The 22,404-nt window shown below is 69.1% G+C and carries 1 protein-coding gene; it reads left to right on the top strand.

Annotated elements, in window-relative coordinates; genetic code table 11:
- Positions 1-87 precede the first annotated feature (87 nt).
- Positions 88-22,332, top strand: coding sequence for a non-ribosomal peptide synthase/polyketide synthase (locus tag R4P95_RS16315; RefSeq protein WP_317745951.1), 22,245 nt, complete (start codon positions 88-90; stop codon positions 22,330-22,332).
- Positions 22,333-22,404 lie beyond the last annotated feature (72 nt).

Raw genomic sequence — 22,404 nt, 5'->3', positions numbered from 1 at the left:
CCGCACTTCTTCCGATAACGGGAAGGCGTGCCACGGGAGCCGGTGGCGAAAGAAATAGATGGGGTTCGGTGACGGGGTGACGGCTCGATGCGGCGCATCGCTGACAAGGGGGTGGCGCTTGTGAGTGCCTTCCCTCTTTCGCGTGCCCAGCAGGGGCTCTGGTTCGCCCAGCAACTCGACCCGGACGTCCCTTTGAACGTGGCGCTGTATGTCGAGGTTCGTGGGCCGGTGGACGTCGATGCGTTGACCGACGCGACCACCCGTGCGGCGCGCGAACTGCAATCTCCATTCATCCACATCGTCGAGCGTGGCGGGGTGCCCTCGCAATCGTTCGACCCTTCGATCCCCAACGCCCTCAGCTACCTCGACCTGCGGGGATCCGCGGATCCTGAGGCCGAGGCCCAGCGGTGGATGACCGAGCGATACAGCCGCCGGCTCGACCCGACCGCCGATTTGATGATCGCGTCGACACTCCTGCATCTCGGTGAAAGCCACTTCTACTGGAACACGTTCGCGCATCACCTGATCGTCGACGGGTACGGCGCGATGACTGTGGTCGAGCGCATCGCGGAGCTGTACACCCACGCAGTGCGCGGGACGGAACCACCGGAGCCGCGGGCGCTCGGTGTGCGCGACATATTCGACGCAGAAATTGCCTACGAAGGTTCGAGTAGGGCGGCCGTCGACCGGGAACACTGGGCAAAGCGGCTGACCGAGCTGCCCTCGCCGTCGCGGCTGACTCGTCGTGAGGCTCCTCCCGCCGCAGTCTCCCGGATTGCCAGCCGTTCTCTCACGCCTGAATCGACCGATCTCATGGGCGAACTCGCGCGCCGATCCAACTCGTCCGAAGTGCCGATCGTGGTCGCCGCATTCGCGGCATTTCTGGCTCGGATGACCGGCAACACCGACATTGTGTTGAGCCTTCCGGTGTCCGGGCGCACCACCGCGGCCATGCGCCGATCGGCGGGCATGGTGTCCAACCTCGTCCCGGTGCGCGTAGCAATCGGTGCAGAAGATGACACCGAGAATGTGGTGCGCCGGGTGCAGCTCGAACTCACCGGAGCATTGCGGCACCAGCGGTATCGATACGAAGACATGCTGCGCGACCTGGGGCTCGAGCTCCAGTCGCGTGCTGCGTTCGGGCCGGTGGTCAACATCATGGCATTCCTGCACGACGTCACCCTCGGTGACGAAGTAGGCGAGATGCACCTCCTTTCCGCTGGACCGGTCGATGATCTCGCCGTCGACATCTACCCCGGAGTCGGCGGCGGCCCACCGCGTGTCTGCTTCGAAGCCAACCCCGCCCTGTACGAACAGGGCGAGGTAGAACGGCTTCTCGAGCGATTCGTGGCCTTCCTCGCCGACTTCGTCGGAGCCGGGGCCGATCGCCCAGTCATCGACCTCGAAATTCTCGACGAAGCCGAGCGCGGAGCCCTCGTGCCGGCCTCGGGGCCCATCGCCGCCGAACCGACGACCCTCGCCGCCCTGCTGAGCGTGCCGGAGCACGCGACCCACCCCGCAATCCGCTGCGGGGAAACGGATGTGACATATCTCACACTCGATGAGTCGTCGAACCGGCTGGGGCGCAGGCTGATCGAACGAGGAGTCGGGCCCGAAGATCGAGTCGCGGTGATCGCGTCCCGTTCCGTCGAATCGATCGTCGGGTTGTGGGCGGTCGCGAAGGCGGGTGCGGCTTTCGTCCCCATCGATCCCGGTTATCCGGCCGAACGGGTTGCGCATATGCTGGCCGACAGTAAGGTCACCCTCGCGCTCGCCGTGGATTCTGAGGTCGTACCGGACCGCGTCGAGTGGATGTCCTTGCTTGACGGTGACGGCTCCGCCGCGCCGATCACGGACGCAGACCGTGTACGTCCGTTGCACGTCGATCACCCGGCGTACGTGATTTATACGTCCGGATCGACCGGAACTCCCAAGGGTGTGGTGGTCACTCATCGCGGACTGTCGAGCCATGCGGCAGCACTGCGCAGGCTCTATCGGGTAACTCCGGAATCGCGGGTACTCGCATTCGCGTCGCCGAGTTTCGACGCGTCCATCCACGAATTGCTGTCGGCCTTCACCGCCGGCGCCACCTTGGTGATCGCCCCGGCAGACGTGTACGGCGGCGACGAGCTGACCGCGTTGCTGCGCCGGGAGCGAATCACGCACTGGACGGTGACTCCCGCCGTACCGGCCGTCACAGACCCCGACGGGCTCGAGGACTTACAGGTCGTGGCCGTAGCGGGCGACGTATGCCCACCCGAAGTGCTCACGCGATGGGCCCCCGGCCGGACGCTGCTCAATCTCTACGGGCCCACCGAGGCCACCGTGTGGTCCACGGCAACACCGTCACTCGCACCCGGCGACGTCGTCACGATCGGTGCCCCCATCGAGGGTGTATCCGCGCTGGTGCTCGATACCGGGTTGCGGCCGTTACCAGTCGGCGCAGTAGGGGAGTTGTACCTGTCCGGGCCCGGGGTCGCGCGCGGATACCTGGGAGAACCGGGGCGCAGCGCCACCCGATTCGTCGCCAATCCCTACGGAGACGGGCGCCTGTACTGCACCGGTGACCTGGTGCGCTGGACCCCCGACCTGACGCTCGAGTTCATCGGTCGCGCCGACGACCAGGTGAAAATCCGCGGTCACCGAGTAGAGCCCGGCGAGATCGACGCCGTGCTGCGGACGTATCCCGGTCTGGACCTGTCGGTGACCGTCGCTGCCCCGGGTGTGAGCGGCCCGCAACTGGCGACCTACGTGCACGGGCGGAACCTCGAGCCCGCACGGATGCGCGACTATCTCGCGCAACGGTTGCCGGACCACCTCGTTCCGTCGTCGATCACCGTGCTCGATTCGGTGCCGCTGACACCGGCAGGCAAGGTGGACAAGGCCGCACTGCCCACCCCGTCACCGCGCGGGACCGGTGATCGCGCACCGCGGTCACCGATCGAGGAACTTCTCGTCGGAGCATTCGCCTCGGAAACGGGACTGGCCACCGTCGGTATCGATGCCGACTTCTTCGCATTGGGTGGAAACTCCCTGGGCGCAGCGCGTCTCGCCTCGCGGTCGAGCGCCGTGCTGGGCCGCCGGGTCACGGTGCGCGACATCTTCGACCACCCGACCGCGGAAGCCCTAGCCGCTCACCTCGGCGCGCCCGACACCGGGTCGCGACCACCGCTGGTGCCGCGGGCCGTGGACACAGCGGCGCCGCTGTCCGCGGAACAGCGACGCCTGTGGCTGGTGAATCAGCAGAACCCCGAGCGCGACCCGTACGTGGTGACGTTCTCCGTAGACCTCTCCGGCGATCTGGATGCCGCTGCATTTCGTGCCGCGGTCGGTGATGTGGTGCAGCGGCATCCGGCGCTGCGGACCGTGTTTCCCGATGACGGGGCCGGCCCACGACAGGTGGTGCGCAGCGCGGATGTCGAGCTGACGGATGCAGAAACCGCCGCCGTGTTCGACCTCACGCGCGAGGTGCCGATCCGGATGCGGCTGCGCCGAGTAGCCCCCGATCAGTACACGATGTCGGTAGTGGTGCACCACATCGCAATCGACGGGCTGTCCCTTCCGCTCTTCGTCCGGGATGTCTCGGCCGCGTACGCCGACCGTCGTCGAGGGCAAGCGCCGGTGTGGGAGCCGTTGCCGCTGCAGTACACCGACTACGCGTGGTGGCAGCAAGACATTCTCGGTGATCCGGACGACCCCGCCAGCCTCGTCCGCCGCCAACTCGACTACTGGGCAGAGACTTTGCGTGGCCTGCCCGAGGTGCTCCCGCTGCCCCTGGATCGTCCCCGGCCGCCGTCCGCACAGAGTCTCACCGCCGGAAGCGCCGAGTTCCGGGTCGACCCCGAGCTGCACCGGCGCCTGCTCGCCCTCGCGCGCGACCACGACGTCACGGTGTTCATGGTGCTGCACGCCGCGCTCGCCGTACTGCTGCGCGGGCTGACCGGAACCGAGGACATCGCGGTCGGCACCGCCACCGGCGGACGCCCCGACCCCGCGCTGGACGGCATCGTCGGCATGTTCGTGGGCACGGTGGTACTACGCACCCCGGTAGCGGCAGGCGCGACTTTCACCGACCTACTGCGCACCGTCCGCAGCGCCGACCTCGAAGCCTTCACCAACGCCGACGTGTCGTTCGACTCGGTGGTACAGGAGGTGCTCTCCACCCGGACCACAGACGCACACCCGCTGTTCCAGGTGATGCTGGCCTACCAGAATTCGATCGGCCCGGAGATCCAGCTCGACGGGGTCACGGCCCGTGTGCGGGAACAGGAACCGCACGTCCGCGCCTTCGATCTCGACATCACCGTGGACGAACTCCCGGCCGGCGACGGCGATCCGGGCGGTCTGCGCGGTGTCATGACGTACCCGCGTGAACTGTTCGACGACGGCACCGTGAACCGGTGGGCGGGGCAACTCGAGACGATCCTGGCCGCCGTCGCGAGCGACCCGGGCCGTCCGGTAAGTGACATCGACCTCCTCGGTCCGGCCGACCGGGCGGCACTCGTGCCCGCGTCCGGCGGCGCCTTGGTTCCCGCGCGAACCTTGCCGCAACTCCTGCACGACGGGCTCAACCCCGACGGCGTCGCACTGCGGTTCCACGGCAACGACATGACCTACCCGGAACTCGAGCAGCGTTCGAACCGCTTGGCCCACAGACTGATTGCGCGGGGCATCGGGCCGGAAGATCTGGTGGCGGTGATGGTGCCCCGATCCGTCGAATCCGTCGTGGCCATGTGGGCCGTCGCGAAATCCGGTGCCGCGTTCGTGCCGATAGACCCCGGCTACCCTGCCCAGCGCATCACGCACATGCTCCGCGACTCCGGAGTCGACGTGGCGCTCGCGCGGGATGCATCGGTGGTTCCGGACGGTATCGACTGGATCGGCACAGCGGATCTCACGGGCGAGAGCGCCGCGATCGACGACCGGCACCGCACCCGCGCGCTGCACCTCGACCATCCCGCTTACGTCGTCTACACCTCCGGCTCCACCGGAATGCCGAAGGGCGTCACGGTAACTCACCGTGGACTCGCCGCCCTCGTGGCGGCAAACGCCGAGTACCGCAACCTCGGACGCGACTCCCGGGTGGCGCACGTCGCCTCACCGTCCTTCGACGTCTCCGTCGGAGAACTACTCCTGGCCTTCACGGCCGGCGCCACCGTGGTGATCGCGCCTCCCGACACCTACGGTGACGACCTCACCGAACTGTTCCGCCGCGAACGCGTCACCCACTTCCTCACCACTCCCACGGTGCCGCGCCTGATGAACCCGGAGAGCCTCGCCGACCTCCGCGTCCTCGAGGTCTGCGGCGAGCCGTGCCCACCCGAACTGGTGACCAGATGGGCACCGGGCCGGGTACTCCTCAACAGCTACGGCCCCACCGAAACCACCGTCGTCTGCACCAGCGCAGAACCGCTCCACGTCGGCGACCGCATCACCATCGGCACGCCCTACGCGGGAACGTCGGCCGTGGTGCTCGACGATCGACTGAGGCCGGTACCCGTCGGCGCAGTCGGTGAGCTGTACCTTTCGGGTGACTGCCTGGCCCGCGGCTATCACCGCAAATACGCCTTGACCGCAAGCCGGTTCGTAGCAAGCGCATACGGAAGTCCGGGCTCCCGGATGTACCGGACCGGTGACATGGTCCGCTGGACCAGCGACCACCGGCTCGAATTCGCAGGCCGCACCGACGACCAGGTGAAGATCCGCGGATTCCGGGTGGAACTCGGCGAAGTCGACGCCGCGCTGGCGTCCGCACCCGGTGTCGACACCGCGGCAACGGTGGTACGTACCTCGGCCGCGGGTGAACCGGTGCTCGCCTCCTACGTTCACGGCGCAGAACTCGATGCGCAGGCCCTGGTGGAGTTCCTGCGCGAACGCCTGCCGGGCTACATGGTGCCCGCGTCGGTGACCGTGCTCGACGAGGTGCCCCTGACCAGCAGCGGGAAGCTCGACCGGAACGCTCTGCCCGCACCCACACTCGCGCCGGTTCCCGCCCGGGCACCGCGCGGGCAACTCGAAGAGCTCGTCGCCGGAGTGGTCGCCGACGTGCTGGGTCTGCCCTCGATCGATGCGGACGCCGATTTCTTCGCCCTCGGCGGAAGCTCGCTCACCGCAACCCGATTGGTGTCGCGACTGAGGGCGGTGTTGAACCGCCGGATCAGCGTCCGCGATGTGTTCGACGCACCGACCGTCGCCCAACTTGCGATCCGGCTGGAGGACGCGCGCACCACCGCGGCTCTGCCGCCCCTCGTCGACGGACCTCACACCGGACACCGAGGTGCCTCACCCCTCGCGCCCGCGCAGGAGAGGCTGTGGTTGCACGAGCAAATGAACCCCGGCTCACCCGACTACGTGGTTCCCTTCGCGATCGACCTCGACGGACCGGTCGATGTGGGTGCTCTCGCCCTGGCCGTCCGCGACGTGGTCGGACGGCATGAGCCGCTGCATTCGGTGTTCGAGGACACGGCATCCGGTGTGGTGCAGGTGGCGCGGCCGGTCGAGCTGGACCTGTCGCCGATCGCCGTTGCCCCCGGCACGCTCGACGACGAACTCGCGGCCCTGGGCAGCCACGGATTCGACCTCACCCGCGAAGTGCCCATACGGATCCGGATCTTCGAACGCGCACCCGAGCGCTACACCGTCGCCGTCGCCGCGCACCACATCGCGGTGGACGGACTGTCGTTCGGCCCGCTGACCCGAGACATGATGACCGCGTATGTGGCACGACGTGCCGGACGCGAACCGGGGTGGCCGGAACTGCCGGTGGGCTACGGGCGGTTCGCGCAGTGGCAGCGATCGGTGTCTGCCACCACGGCGCCGGCGGACGTCGCGTACTGGTCCGAGCGACTGCGGGGAACTCCCGAGCTGCTCGAGCTGCCGACCGACCGCCCGCGGATGCCGGCGGCCACCCGGACTGCCGGACGGGTGGCGTTCGCGGTGGACGCCGCGTTGCACGGCGCCGTGGACGCTGTGGCCCGTAGCTGCGGGGTCACTCCCTTCATGGTGGTGCACAGCGCGTTGGCGCTGACGCTCGCCGTGCTCAGCGGAAGCGAAGACATCGCCGTGGGCACCCCGACCTCCGGACGACCGGACCCGGCGCTGGACGACCTGGTGGGGATGTTCGCCGGAACGGTAGTGCTGCGCACTCGCGTCGATCAGCGACAGACGTTCACCGAATTCCTGGCGGCTGTTCGCGACACCGACCTCGAGGCGTTCGCCCACGCGGACCTGCCGTTCGATCAGGTGGTGGACGCCGTTGCTCCCGTGCGGTCGGCAACCCACCACCCGCTGTTCCAGGTGATGCTCGCGTACCAGAACTTCGGCGGAACCGAGCTACGACTCGACGAGGTCGCCGTCCGCCGTCGCAGTATCGAGAGCGCCGTCAGCCGGTACGACCTCGAACTGTCGCTGAGCGAAATGCGGGCCGACGACGGGGCAGCTGCCGGACTCACCGGTGACCTCGTGTACCCGGCGGAGCTGTTCGACTCCTCCACCGTCGTCCGGTGGTCGGAGCTGCTGCACCACATTCTGTCCACGGTGGTGGCGGATCCGTCCCGGGCACTGGGCGACCTCGAGTGGGTGACACCCGCCGAGGCGGCCGCCCTGGTGCCGTCCCGTGGCCCGAAAGCCCTAGCAGCACAGACGCTCCCGGAGCTGTTGACAGCTGACCGGACCGGGATCGCTGCCCGGTGCGGCAACGAGGAACTGGCCTACCGCGAGCTGGATGCCCGGTCCAACTGGTGGGCCCGCCGCCTGATCGCCGTCGGTGTCGGGCCCGGTGACCGGGTCGCGATCATGATTCCGCGCTCGCTCGACTCGGTGATCGCGGTGTGGGCGATCGCGCGCAGCGGTGCCGCATTCGTGCCCCTCGACGTCGACCAGCCGGCCGAACGCACCGCACGGATTCTTGCCGACGCGGGCGTCACCACGGCGCTGACACTCGACGCCTCGCTGGTACCCGGCGGTATTACTCCGCTGATCCTGGCCGGGGCCGGCGCTGATCCGATTCCGGTGTCCGAGGACGAGCGGGTTCGGCCGCTGTCCGTGGATCATCCCGCCTACGTGATCTACACCTCCGGCTCGACCGGCACCCCCAAGGGCGTCGTCGTCACCCACCGCGGCCTCTCCGGTCATGCCGCCGCCCTGCACCGCTTCTACGGGGCCACCCCGCAGTCGCGGGTGCTGCACGCAGCGTCCCCGATGTTCGATGCGTCGATCCACGAGATGCTCCTGGCCTTCACCACCGGCGCCGTGCTGGTGATCGCCCCACCCGGCGTCTTCGGCGGAGACGAACTGCGCGAGCTACTGCGGCGCGAACGGATCAGTCATTGGACATCGACCCCGGCAGTGCCGGCGACGATCGACCCGAGCGGACTCGACGCCCTCGAGGTTCTCGCGCTGGCAGGGGACGTGTGCCCGCCCGAACTGGTGTCGCGGTGGGCAACCGGACGCAGGGTGCTGAATCTCTACGGCCCCACGGAAACGACGATCTGGGCGACGGCGGCGGAACTGTCGAGCTCGCGCATCACGATCGGTGGTCCCGTCGACGGCATGTCGGCCGTGGTCTTGGATCCCCGACTTCGGCCGGTTCCCGTCGGGGTAGTGGGGGAGCTGTACCTCTCGGGCCCCGGTCTGGCCGAGGGATATGTCGGCAGGCCGGGTACAACCGCGGGCACCTTCGTGGCCGACCCGTACGGCGGCGGACGCATGTACCGGACCGGTGACCTGGTGCGCTGGAACCGATTCGGCGAGCTCGAGTTCGTCGGACGCGCCGACAGCCAGGTGAAGATCCGTGGGTTCCGCGTAGAACCCGGCGAAGTCGATGCGGTGCTCGCTTCAGCGCCAGGGGTTCACTCGGCGGTGACGGTGACGCGCCGCGGCGAACTGGCGTCGTACGTCAGCGGCAGTGCCCTGGAGCCGGCGGCACTGCGCGCCTTCGTCGCCGAGCGACTGCCGCGCTACCTCGTGCCCGCATCCATCACCGTGCTCGACCAGTTGCCTTTGACGGTGAGCGGAAAGGTCGACCGGTCCGCGCTTCCCGACCCGGAACTGCCGACGTCGTCGACGCGTTCACCGCAGACCCCGCTCGAACAGGTGGTGGCCGACGCGGTCGCCGAGGTGCTCGGTGTGCCCGAGGTGGGAGCCGACACCGACTTCTTCGCTCTGGGCGGCAACTCGTTGTCCGCCACCCGGGTGGTGTCGCGGCTGTCGTCGGTGACGGGAGTGCGCGTCGGGGTGCGTCACCTGTTCGACCAGCCGACCGTCGCCGGCCTCGCCGCCCTGATTGCCGAGGGCGGGGACGAGCGGCCGCCGCTCGTGCCCCGCGACACCGACGGTCCGGCACCGGCCGCCTTCGCGCAACAACGGTTGTGGCTGCTGGGCCAGCTCACGCCGGGGTCTGCCGCGTACAACGTGCCATTCGCTGTCGACCTCGACGGTGCACTCGATGTCGACGCACTGCGGTGGGCGCTCACCGATGTCGTCGAGCGGCACGCCACGCTACGCACCGTGTTCACGGTCACCGACGCCGGCGTCGTCCAGACGGTCCGCCCGGCTGAAGTGGAGCTGACACCTGTCTGCATCGCGGAAGAAGCCGTGGACGACGCCATCGCCTTCCTCGCCGCCGAGGGCTTCGACCTCGCGGTCGAGCGGCCCGTGCACCTGGCCCTGTTCGAAAGGGCTTCGGAGCGCTACACCCTGGCCGTCGTGCTGCACCACGTAGCCGTCGACGGGTTGTCGTTCGGTCCGTTGGTCCGCGACCTCACCACCGCGTACGAGGCCCGGCTCGACCGGCAGGCGCCCTCCTGGCCGGCGTTGCCCGTGCAGTACACCGACTACGCGCGATGGCAACGTGAGGTGCTCGGCGACCCCGCCGATCCAGACAGCCTCGTGCACCGCGAGCTCGACTACTGGGCTGGGGCGTTGCAGGACATGCCCACGCTTTTGCCGCTGCCCACCGACCGGACACGTCCCGGCACTCTGCAGGGAACCGCCGGTGTCGCCCCGTTCGCGGTGCCTGCCGAACTGCACCGCGCACTCGAAGAGCTGGCGCATCAACAGAACTCCACCCTGTTCATGGTGATGCACGCGGCGCTGGCCGTGTTGCTGTCCAAGCTGTCCGGGGCGGACGACTTCGCTGTCGGAACCCCCACGTCGGGTCGCACCGACCCCGCGCTGGACGACGTCGTCGGGATGTTCGTCGGCACCGTTGCCCTGCGCAGCCGGGTGGATGCGCGCTCGACGTTCGCGCAACTGCTGGCGTCCGTGCGGGAGACCGACATCGCCGCGTTCGCGCACTCCGAGGTGCCGTTCGACCTCGTGGTCGACGCCCTCGCCCCGGCACGGTCAGCGGGTCACCACCCGTTGTTCCAGGTGATGCTGGCGTTTGAGAATTTCGGAGACGGCGGCGCAGACCGGCTGCCGGAACTGCCCGGCCTCGTCGTCCGGGGCCGCGAGGCAGGCACCGGGATCAGCCGCTTCGACCTCGAGGTGTCGTTGCGAGACCGGCGCACACCCGAAGGAAGTCCCGCCGGCCTCGACGGCGTGTTCACCTTCCCCACCGAACTGTTCGATCAGCACACCGTCGAGCAGTGGGTGCAGCGACTGCAGCGGATCCTGCGTGCGGTCGCCGACCGACCCCATATCGACGTAGGCGCCATCGACGTGCTGACCGCGGACGAGCAGAGGGCCCTCGTCGGAGGCACCGAAGGCGTCGCACCGACGGTGAAGTCGCTGGCGGAACTTTTCGCACGGCGCGCCGCCGAGAACCCGAACGCCGTCGCCGTCACCGACGGCGACACCACCCTGAGCTACGGGGACCTGGACCGGCGGTCCGCCGAACTGGCCGCGGCCCTGTCGGAGGCCGGTGTGGGGCCCGAAGACGTCGTCGCCGTGGCGCTGTCGCGGTCGGCGGAACTCATCGCGGCGCTGCTCGCGGTGGTCCGCGCCGGCGGGGTGTACCTCCCCGTCGACGTCGACTACCCGGCCGAACGCGTGCGCTACCTCCTCTCGGACGCATCACCCGCCGTGCTGCTGACCTCCGCCGCAGACGCCGCGAACCTGCCCGAGGTGTCGTGCCCGGTTGTCCTCCTCGAGGCTGCGCCTGTGAGTGGTTCGCGAGTGCAGGGACTCCTTAACCACTCACAGGCGCAGGGCGCCTACCTGATCTACACCTCCGGCTCCACCGGAGAGCCCAAGGGTGTGCTGGTGTCCCACGCCAATGTGCTGTGGCTGCTGGCGAATACGTGCCGGGAATTCGGCTTCGGCGCGGATGACGTGTGGACCATGTTCCATTCCCACGCCTTCGACTTCTCGGTGTGGGAGATGTGGGGAGCGCTCACCACCGGCGGGCGGCTGGTGCTGGTGGATCACGACGTGGCCCGTTCGCCGCGCGACTTCGCAGAACTGCTGAGCCGCGAGGGAGTGACGGTGCTCAATCAGACGCCGTCCGCGTTCGGCCAGCTGGCCGACTACGACGTGACCGACACCGTGCGACTGCTGATCTTCGGTGGTGAGGCACTCGACCTCGCGCTGGTGTCACCGTGGCTCGCGCGGCACCCGTCGGTTCGCGCCGTCAACATGTTCGGAATCACCGAAACCACCGTGCACGTCACCCACACCGATCTCGGTGTCGGCGACGGTAGGGCTTCGCTCGGCCGGGCCATCCCGGGAATGCGAACGTACGTATTGGACACCTCGTTGCGGCCCGTGCCACCGGGAACCGTCGGCGAACTGTACGTCGCGGGCCCGCAGGTGTCCCGCGGCTATCTCGGCCGGCCGGGCCTGACCGCCCAGCGGTTCGTGGCCGACCCCTTCACGCCCGGTGACGGCATGTACCGCACGGGAGACCTCGCCCGCCGGCGTGCCGACGGAGAACTCGACTACGTCGGCCGGGCCGACGCGCAGGTGGAGTTCCACGGCTACCGCATCGAACCCGGCGAGGTCGAGGCGGCGCTTCTGCGTCACGACGACGTCGACGGTGCGGTAGTTGTGTTGCGCTCCACGAGCATCGGCGAACAATTGGTGGCGTACGTGGTGGCCGACGCGGAGCCGGCCGCACTCACGCGGCACCTACGCGCACTCCTGCCCGAGTACATGGTGCCCGGAGCGATCATTGCGGTGCCGTCGATTCCCCTGACGCACAACGGCAAAGTCGACCGGCGCGCACTGCCCGAACCGGACGTGACCGCCGACGAGTGGCAGGTGCCGCACGGCCCGATCGAGGAAGTGGTCGCCGGCATCTTCGCCGAACTGCTCGGCTCGCCCGAGGTGGACATCCGCCGCAGCCTGTTCGAACTGGGTGGCAATTCGCTGATCGCCACCCGGGCCGCGACTCGGGTGAGTGCCGTCTTCGACACGGACATCACGGTGCGCGACCTCTTCGAGGCACCCTCCGTGGCCGAACTGGCAGCCCGCGTGGAGGACCTCGCGCATACCGGGCGTCGGCGACCCGCCCTGCTGCCGGATCGGTGGCACGGCCGGGTGCCGCTCTCGCCCGCGCAGCAGCGGATGTGGGTGCTCAACCAATTCGACACCGACGCAGCCGGATACAACATTCCGATCCTCCTCCGCCTCGACGGCGAACTGGACACCACAGCCTTTGCGGCCGCGGCCCGGGACCTGCTCGAGCGGCACCAGACCCTGCGCACCGTGTACCCGTCCGACGCCGAGGGGGTGCACCAGATGCTGCTCGCGGCCGATGCGGTACCCCTCGACCTGTCTCCCGTCGCCATTCCCGCCGACGCACTCGACGCCCACGTGCGGGCACTCGTCGACACCGGATTCGACGTCGCCGCCGCACCGCCGGTTCGCGGGCGTGTGTATCGCGTCGGTGCCGATTCGCACGTGCTCGCGCTGGTTGTCCACCACATCGCCGCCGACGCCTGGTCGCTCGGCACGCTGATCCGCGACACCGCCGTCGCCTACCGTGCGCGGCTCGAGGCTCGCAGCCCGGAATGGCCGCCGCTGCCGGTGCAGTACAGCGACTACAGCGTGTGGCAGCGCACCATGCTGAACGACCCCGGCCGGGAGTACTGGCTCGAGACGCTGGCCGACCTGCCGGAACAGGTGACCCTGCCCCTCGACCACCCCCGTCCCGCGGCACCCTCGGGCCGTGGAGCCGTCCACAGCGTGGAGTTGGACGAGGCCCTGCACGACGGCATCGCCGCCTTGGCGCGTACCGGACGGGCAACCACGTTCATGGTGTTGCATGCCGCGCTGGCCGTGCTGCTCTCGAGGTACAGCGGCAGCCGGGACGTTCCGATCGGCACCGCGGTTGCCGGGCGCACCGACCCGCAACTCGACGACGTCGTCGGCATGTTCGCCGGAACGCTGGTGCTGCGCACGCAGATCGATCCCTCCGCCAGCTTCGCCGAGATCTTGGCCCACGTTCACACCCAGGACGTCGCCGCATACACGCACGCCGACATGCCGTTCGAGACCCTGGTGGAACTGATCAATCCCGCCCGCTCGACGTCACACCATCCGCTGTTCCAAGTGGCGCTGTCGATGCAGCGGCATCGCCCGGGACACTTCACGTTGCCCGGCCTCGACGTCACACCGATGACGCCGACAGCGCATCCCGCGAACTTCGACCTCCAGCTCACCGCCACCGAGGCAGCGCCGGGTACACGCATGCACCTCGAATTCGGGTATGACGCAGCGCTGTTCGACCGCTCGACGATTCTCGGTTTCGCCTGCCAGCTCGTCCGGCTACTCGGGTCGGTCACCGCAGACCCCGATCAGCGGGTCGGCGACGTGGACCTGTCGAGTCCCGCCGAGCGCGCAGCCCTCGCCCCAGCCCGTGGCCCCGCCACACCCGCACCGGTCGCGCTGCACCACATCCTCACCCGCGGGGCCGTGCTGGCGCCCGGCGCAGTCGCGGTGCAGGACGGCGAGACCGCCGTCACCTACCGGCAGCTCGACCTGCAGTCCGAGGGGTTGGCACGGGAGCTGCACGCACTGGGCGCCCGTCCCGGCACGACGGTGGCATGGTCGGTACCGCGATCGGTGGAGTCCGTGGTGGGGTTGTGGGCGATCGCGAAAACCGGTGCGGCCCCCGTACTCGTCGATCCCGATCTGCCGAGCGCGCGAATACACGCGATGCTCGCCGCGGCGGGAACCACTCTCGGCGTGGGCTCGGTGACCCTCGGCGGGGACATCACCTGGGTGGAACCCCACGCGCACGCGGACACGTCGGCGGGTGCGATGGTCCGCCCCCACGTCCACCCGGACCAGCCCGCGTACGTGGTGTTCACCTCCGGAACCACGGGCACCCCCAAGGCAGTGGTGGTGACGCACGCCGGCCTTGCCGCACTCGACATGGACGTCGCCCAGCGCTATGCCGCCGGCCCCGGGTCCAGGATGCTGCACCGTGCGGCCGCCGGCTTCGACATGGCGTTGCTCGAGATCCTCGTCGCGGGTGCGTCGGCGGCCACCCTCGTCGTCGCCTCCGACACGGAGTTCGCAGGGCCCGCACTGGGCGATCTACTGGAACGGGAGCACATCACACACGCCTGCATCACCCCGACGGCGCTGGCCACCATCGGTTCGCGCGAGTTGCCGCACCTGCGGATGATCATGCTGGGCGGGGAACGTCTGGGCACCGCCCTGGTGGATCGGTGGGCGCCCGGCCGCCGAATGGTCAACGGTTACGGACCGGCCGAAGCGACCATGTACGCGATCGCGACCGGCCCCCTCAGTCGGGGCGAGTCCGTACCGATCGGTGAGCCCGTGCCGGGCTTCGAGGTCGTCGTGCTCGACGAGCGGTTGCGTCCGGTTCCGGTGGGGATGCCCGGCGAGCTCTACCTCGAGGGCCCGGGCCTCGCCCGTGGCTATGCCGGGCAACCGGGTCTGACGGCCGAGAGGTTCGTGGCCTCCGCCGGCGGCCGCCGCCGGTACCGCACCGGTGACCTCGTGCGGTGGAAGGCGGCCGGTGACCGCCATGTACTCCAATTCCTCGGCCGGAACGACGCTCAGGTCAAGGTGCGCGGCGTACGCATCGAACCCGGTGAGATCGACAGTGCCATCGCTGGGCTCGTCGACGTGGACTTCGCCGCCACCGTGGTGCGCACCACGCCCACCGGCCACGACACCCTGACGTCGTACGTCCTGCCGCGCACCGAGCTGAATACCGTGGCCCTGCGTCGAGGCCTCGCCGAAGTGTTGCCGTCGTATCTGGTTCCGGCCTCTGTCGTGGTGCTCGACTCGCCGCCTCCGCTGATCAACGGCAAGCTGAACGTCCGCGCGCTCCCCGTCCCGGACCTCGGGTCCGGTGAGCTCGAGCCGCCGAACACCGACACCGAGCGGACGGTCGCCGACGTGTTCGCAGACGTTCTCGGGATCGAGGAGGCGGGCAGGGGAACGCACTTCTTCGATGCCGGCGGAAATTCCTTGCTTGCAACACAATTGGCGGCGCGGCTCACCGACGCGGTCGGCGCTCCTGTTCCGCTGCGCACTCTCTTCGCCCATCCCACCGTCGCGGAGCTCGCCGGGTCCCTCGACACGTCGGTGCCCGCGGAGGGCCTGCGCCCCGCACTGGGAGCCCGGCCGCGCCCGGACCGGATCCCGCTGTCCCGGAGCCAATACCGCATGTGGGTGTGGAACCGCCAGAACCCGGAATCTGCCACCTACAACCTTCCTGCCACGGTGCGGCTCGAAGGTGACCTGCACGTGACGGCGCTGGCCACCGCACTCGGCGACGTGACCGCCCGCCACGAGGTGCTGCGAACCCGGTATCCGTCGGAGCCGGGGGAGTCGCCCTGGCAGGACATCACGCCCGGCGTGGCACTGGACCTCACGCCTCGTGACGTGGACGCCTCCGATGTGGCCGACACGGTCACGCGACTTGCACGCGCACCATTCGCCCTCGCCGCCCAGCAACCGCTGCGGGTGCAACTGTTGCGAGTCGCACCTGACGTCCACGTGCTGGTGATCGTCCTGCACCACATTGCCGCCGACGGCTGGTCCCTCGCTCCGCTGGTGGCCGACGTGCTCACCGCCTACGCGGCTCGCCGCGCGGGTACCGCACCGGAGTGGGAGCCGCCGGCCGTGCAGTACGCCGACTATGCGCTCTGGGAGGAAGAGCTGCTGAGCAGTGCGTATGCGGCCCGCGGCGTCGAGCACTGGCGGGTCGCATTGGCAGATGCCGAATCGGTCGCGCCGTTCCCGGTGGACCGGCCCCGTACGAGCGCGTCCACGGACACGGCCGGGCTGGTGCGGTTCTCCGTCCCGGCTCCGGTGCAGCAGGCGGTCCACCGGTTGGCGCACGAGCACCGGGCCACTCCGTTCATGGTGCTGCACGCCGCGCTCGCCGTGCTGCTCGCCAGATTCGGCGACCAGCGTGACATCACCATCGCCACCGCCGTCGCCGGCCGCGGGGACCCGGCGCTGGACGCGGCGGTGGGGATGTTCGTGAATACCCTCGCCCTGCGTGCGCAGGTGGAGCCGGACATGCCGTTCACCGGTCTCCTGGCCCAGGTACGAGACTTCGACGTGGAGGCCTTCGACACCGCCGAGGTTCCGTTCGAGGTGATCGCCGACCTTCTCGGTGGCCGTGTTCCGCAGGTCGCGCTGGCACTGGAAAACCTGCGGCCCCCCACCGTGCGGGTGTCCGGCCTCGAGGTGCAGGCGCAGGAAGTCGACACCGGGACAGTCAAATTCGATCTCCACGTCACCCTCACCGAGCAGTGGGACGGCGCCGACCCCGCCGGTATGACAGGCGCCGTGGCGTACGCACAGGATCTGTTCGACCACGCCACCGTTCAGTCGCTGGCCGAAGAACTCGTCCGGGTGCTCGAAGCTGTCGCCGACGACCCACAGGTGGCCACCGGCGACATCGCGCTCACCGGCGCGGAACCGCTCGGAGGAGGGCCCGCCGCGGAGGAACGCACGCTCGCCGAAATCCTGACCTCGACCGCTGCCGCGTACCCCGACAGCCCCGCGGTCACCGACGGCACCCGGACGCTGACGTATCGCGAACTCGACCGGCAGTCGGACGCGCGCGCCCGCGAACTGGTTGCCGAGGGCTTCGGCCCCGGCTGGATGCTGCCGATCGACCTGCCGCGATCCGTCGACTTCATCACCGAGTTATGGGCCGTCACCAAGACAGGCGCCGCCTACATGCCCAGCCCGAACCGGGCAATCGCCGCCACCGCGACGTACCGGGACTCCGCACGGGGACTGGCCTACGTCATCTACACCTCCGGGTCCACGGGAGCCCCGAAGGGCGTGGCCGTCACCCACAGCGGGCTCGCATCACTGACTGCCGAAGTCGTGCAGCGCTACCGGGTGACGCCCGACTCGCGCGTACTGCACGGATATAACCCCGCGTTCGATGCGGCGCTCCTCGAGATGCTGCTGGCGTTCGGGTCGGGCGCCTGCCTGGTGTGCGCCCCGCCCGACGTGTACGCCGGCCCCGAGTTGCAGCGCTTCCTGTCGGACCAGCACGTGACCCACTACCTCTCCACGCCCGCAGTGCTCGCAACCCTCGATCCCGACGGGCTCGACTCGCTGCGCGTGGTAGCGGTGGGTGGTGAGGCCTTGCGCACCGAATCGGCCGAAATGTGGAGTGCCGGGCGACTGATGCTCAACGCGTACGGGCCGACCGAATCCACCGTGGTGGCCACGCTCGCCGAGGTGGACGGGAACGTGACGATCGGCGCACCCATCGCCGGCACCACGGCGACCGTGCTCGATCCCCGACTGCAGCCGGTACCGGTGGGCGGCATCGGCGAACTGTACCTTTCGGGTCCCGGCCTGGCCCGGGGATACCTGGGCCAGGCCGGCCTCACGGCGGCGAGCTTCATTGCCACCGAAGATGGATCGCGCAGCTACCGCACCGGCGACCTGGTGCATCGCCGCGCAGACGGTACGTTGTCCTTCGTCGGCCGCGTGGACCGGCAGGTGAAGGTCCGGGGCATGCGGATCGAACCCGCCGAGGTCGAGGCCGGGCTGCTCCGACTCACCGGAGTCGAGCAGGCCGCGGTGCTTCTGCGTGACGGGGAACTGACCGCCTTCGTCACCGGCACCGACCTGAACCCGGCGTCGTTGACGGAGCGCCTGGCCGAACAACTGCCCGCGTACCTCGTGCCGTCGAGAATAGTGGTGGTCGAGTCCCTACCGCTGACCGCCAACGGCAAACTGGATGTACGCGCGCTGCAGCTTCCTGCCACGCAGCCGGTGGATGTGCTGCCGCCGCGAACCATCACCGAAGAGTTGGTGGCAGGTGTTTTCGCCGATGTCCTCGGAGTCGACCTGCCCGGCGCGAACCACAGTTTCTTCGACCTCGGTGGTGATTCGCTCTCCGCCACCGCGGTGGCCGGCCGGCTCTCCACGGCGTTCGGGGTGAGCGTGGCATGGCGGGCGTTGTTCGAGAACCCGACCGCCGCCGGACTCGCGCACTGGCTGGACCACACGCGATCGACCGGAGCAGCTCAGCGCCCGGCACTCGTGCGCCGGGACCCGAACACCCGAGTTCCCCTCTCCCCGCAGCAGCAACGCATGTGGCTCCTCAACAAGGTGGATCCCGACGCTTCCGTCCATCACATGATGTTCGGTACCCGGCTGGACTCAGGCGTGGACCCGGCCGCTCTCCGGGCGGCGATCGCCGATGTGGTGGAGCGGCACACGGTGCTGCGGACCGTCTTTCCCGCCGACGCGGACGGCCCGCACCAGGTGATCGTTCCCACCGCACACGTCCTCGACAGCCTCGTGCAGGAGGGCGACGCAGACCTCCAGAAATTCGGCAGACAACGATTCGACCTCGAACACGAACCACCCCTGCGCGTGCGGATGTGGGCAGAACCTGCCGGTGGCCACATGGTCGCCGCGGCAGTGCACCACATCGCACTCGACGGCGGCTCGATGGACCCGTTGCTCGCCGACCTCGCCGAGGCCTACCGGGCGCGCGTGGAAGGTGCAGCACCCCAGTGGAATCCGCTTCCCGTCGACTACGGTGACTACACCCTGTGGCTGCGCGATTTCCTCGGGAACGCCGCCGATCCCGGCAGTGTCGCGCACACTCAACTCGACTACTGGGGACGTGTTCTCGGCGGCGTCGACGCACCGCTGTCGCTGCCGACGGACCGCCCGCGGCCGCGCCACCCCAGCCGCAACGGTTCCCGCGTGGACTGGGTTGTCGACGAGGAACTACGCGCTCGGCTGCATGCTCTGGCTCGTGTCCACGGCGTCACCGTCTTCATGGTGTTGCATGCCGCGCTCGCCGTAGTGCTCGCGCGGGAGAGCGGCCACCCCGATGTCGTGGTGGGCACCGCCGTCGGTGGACGACCCGACCCCCTGCTGGACCGGCTGGTGGGCATGTTCGTAGGCACCGTGGCGCTGCGCACCGAGGTGCCGCCCGCCCTGTCGTTCGCGGAACTGCTCGACCGGGTACGCGCGGTGGATCTGGAGGCGTTCGCACACACGGACGTCCCGTTCGACGACGTCGTTGCGCGGGTGGCGCCTCAGCGTTCACCTGCCCACAACCCGCTGTTCCAGGTGGTCCTCAATTATCGGCGGGTGCCGTCGCAGCCCGTAAGCCTGCCCGGCGCCGCACCGGTCGACGTCGACGAACCACGAATCGAATTCGATCTCGTGTGGGACGTCGTCGACACCGCGGAGGCGCTCACACTCCGTCTGGTGTACGCCACGGACCTGTTCGACGAGGCGAGCGCCCGCGGGCTCGCCGGACGCTTCGGTCGCCTCCTCGACGCCGTCGCCGACAACCCGTCGATTCCGGTCGGCGACCTCCCAGTTCTCACCGAATCCGAGTACGACGAGCTCGTCCGCGGGCCGTTGCGCACACCGTCGCCCCGCACGCTCGCCGACGTGTTCGAGGCCCAGGTGCGGGCGACCCCGGACGCGGTCGCGGTGGTGGACGGCGACCTGCAGTGGACCTACGCGGAACTCGACGCCGAAGCGGAACGCTGGGCAGGACAACTGATCGACCGGGGCGTCGGACCCGAAGACGTCGTGGTGATCGCGACACCCCGCGGCCGGTACTGGGTGCTGGCCGTGTGGGCCGTGACGAAGTCGGGTGCGGCGTGGCTGTCGGTGGACCCGGCGCATCCCGAGGAACGCGTCGCCTGGATGATCACCGATTCGGCGGCGGTGCTCGGCCTGACGGTCGGCGACCTCACTTCTACGCTGACCGGCTCCGTGGACTGGCTCGACCTGTCCGATGCGCAGTGGAACGAGCAGACACCGGCCCGAGGGGATCGACGGATCCGTCGACGTGGATACGCGCAGGTGACGGAACCCGATCACGCGGCCTACCTCATCTACACTTCCGGATCCACCGGACAACCGAAAGGTGTCGTGGTGCCGCATCGGGGTCTGGTGAACGTGGTGGCCGCACAGCCTCCGGTTCTCGGCACCGAATCGGACATCCGCGTGCTGCAACTCGCCTCACCCACTTTCGACGCATCGCTGTTCGAAATGCTCTACGCTCTGACCTCCGGCGGAACCCTGGTGATGTCCTCGGAATTCGGTTATGCCGGAGACGAACTGGCGAAGACGGTCGTCGACGCACAGATCACCCACCTCATTGCGACACCCAGTGTGCTGGCCACCCTCGATGCCGAGACGCTGTCGCCGCGTACCGTCGTGGCCGTCGGCGAAGCACTGCCCACCGAACTGGCTTCACGGTGGTCCCGTCGGCACCGACTCTTCAACGCCTACGGGCCCACCGAATTCACCATCCTCGGGTCGCTCGCCGGACCGCTGGGCCCGGGCCGCGTGAACATCGGCACCGTGATCGATGGCGGTGCCGCCCTCGTGCTGGACGCGCGTCTGCATCCCGTCCCGAACGGTGTGGTGGGGGAGCTGTACCTGGCCGGCACCAGCGTCGCACGGGGTTACGTCGGCCGTACCGACCTCACCGCAACCCGATTCGTGGCCCATCCCTATGGCAAACCCGGCGAACGGATGTATCGCACGGGTGACCTGGTGCGGCGCACCGCAGACGGCGAACTGGAGTACCTGGGCCGCGGCGACGCGCAGGTGCAGATCGCCGGGATCCGGGTGGAACCCGCCGAAGTGGATTCGGCGTTGCTCCGTCACCCCGATGTCCAGTCCGCCGTCACCGTGCCCCACACCGCGGGTGACGACGCCACGGTCCTGGTTTCCTACGTCAGCGGCGACACCGACCTCACCTCGGCTGCGGTGCGCGCCCACGCGCGTCGCCTGCTGCCCCGGCACCTCGTCCCCTCCGCTGTCACCGTCCTGGACCGGTTGCCGGTGATGCCGTCGGGCAAGGTGGACCGGAACGGCCTCCCGACACCGGCATTCGACACCGAAGCGGCCGTCCTCCCGGCCGGACGAGTCGAGCAGGACGTGGCTGACGCGATGGCCGCTGCGCTCGGCGTCGACACCGTGCCCGCCGACGAGGACTTCTTCACCCTGGGCGGAACGTCGATGGGTGCGGCAACGGTGGCCGGTGAACTACGCCGCCGCCTCGGCCGCGAGGTGCCGATCCAGTGGGTCTTCACCGACCCCACCGTGCAGCAACTCGCCGCCCGGATCGAGGCCGGCCCCGAACTGTCCGAAAGTGTGCTCGACACCCTGGTGCGGCTGGGTGGAACGGGGGAAGGCCCACCCCTCTTCTGCGTCCATCCGGCCAGCGGAATGTCCTGGTGCTACGCAGGACTCACGGACTACCTCGGCGACCGGCCCCTCTACGGCCTCCAGGCCACGGGGGCGGCCGCCGTCCCCGACAGCATCGCGGAGTTTGCCGCCTCCTATGTCGAGGCCGTCCGGGCCGTGCAACCCCGCGGTCCTTACCACCTGCTGGGCTGGTCTCTGGGCGGCATCATCGCTCACGAGATGGCCGTCCAGTTGAGTGAAAACAACGAGAGTGTCGCGACACTCGCGATGCTCGACACCCTGCCGCCGGAATTCCACGAACGGGACGACATCCGCGGCGAGCAGCCGTCGATCCGTGACGCGCTGGTCGAACTCGGTGTCCCGGCAGACCGGTTGACGGACGGCGGGATCGACTACGAGGAAGCGGCGCGGGTACTGGGCGACGAGCATCCGGGTCTGAGCTTCCTCACCGCCGACGCCCTCCGCCGACTCGGGAACGTGATCGACCGACTCGGCCTCCTCGATGCCCGGCACCAACCGCGCCGCTACGACGGAGAGATCCAGTTCTTCACCGCGGCAGCAGACCTCGAACTTCATGCGCGTCCTCCACAGATGTGGCGGGGCCGGCTCGGCGAGAACGTCATCGAGTTCGACGTCGACGCCACCCACGCCGCCCTGGCGGACAAGGAACCGCTCGCCGAGATCGGCCGAGTGTTACGGGATCGGGGGAACACAGTGGCCCCTGGAACCTGAGCAAGCCGAGGCCCGCATCCTTCGAGACGAGGAGGTCGATCGGGTCAGGACATACGAATGACAACGCGATCA

Origin of the sequence: Rhodococcus sp. IEGM 27 (genome assembly GCF_033142305.1) — a bacterium.
GTDB classification, from domain to species: Bacteria; Actinomycetota; Actinomycetes; order Mycobacteriales; family Mycobacteriaceae; genus Rhodococcus_F; species Rhodococcus_F oxybenzonivorans.
The sequence above is the reverse complement of the archived record's forward strand: the minus strand, read 5'-3'. Positions and strand labels throughout refer to the sequence as shown.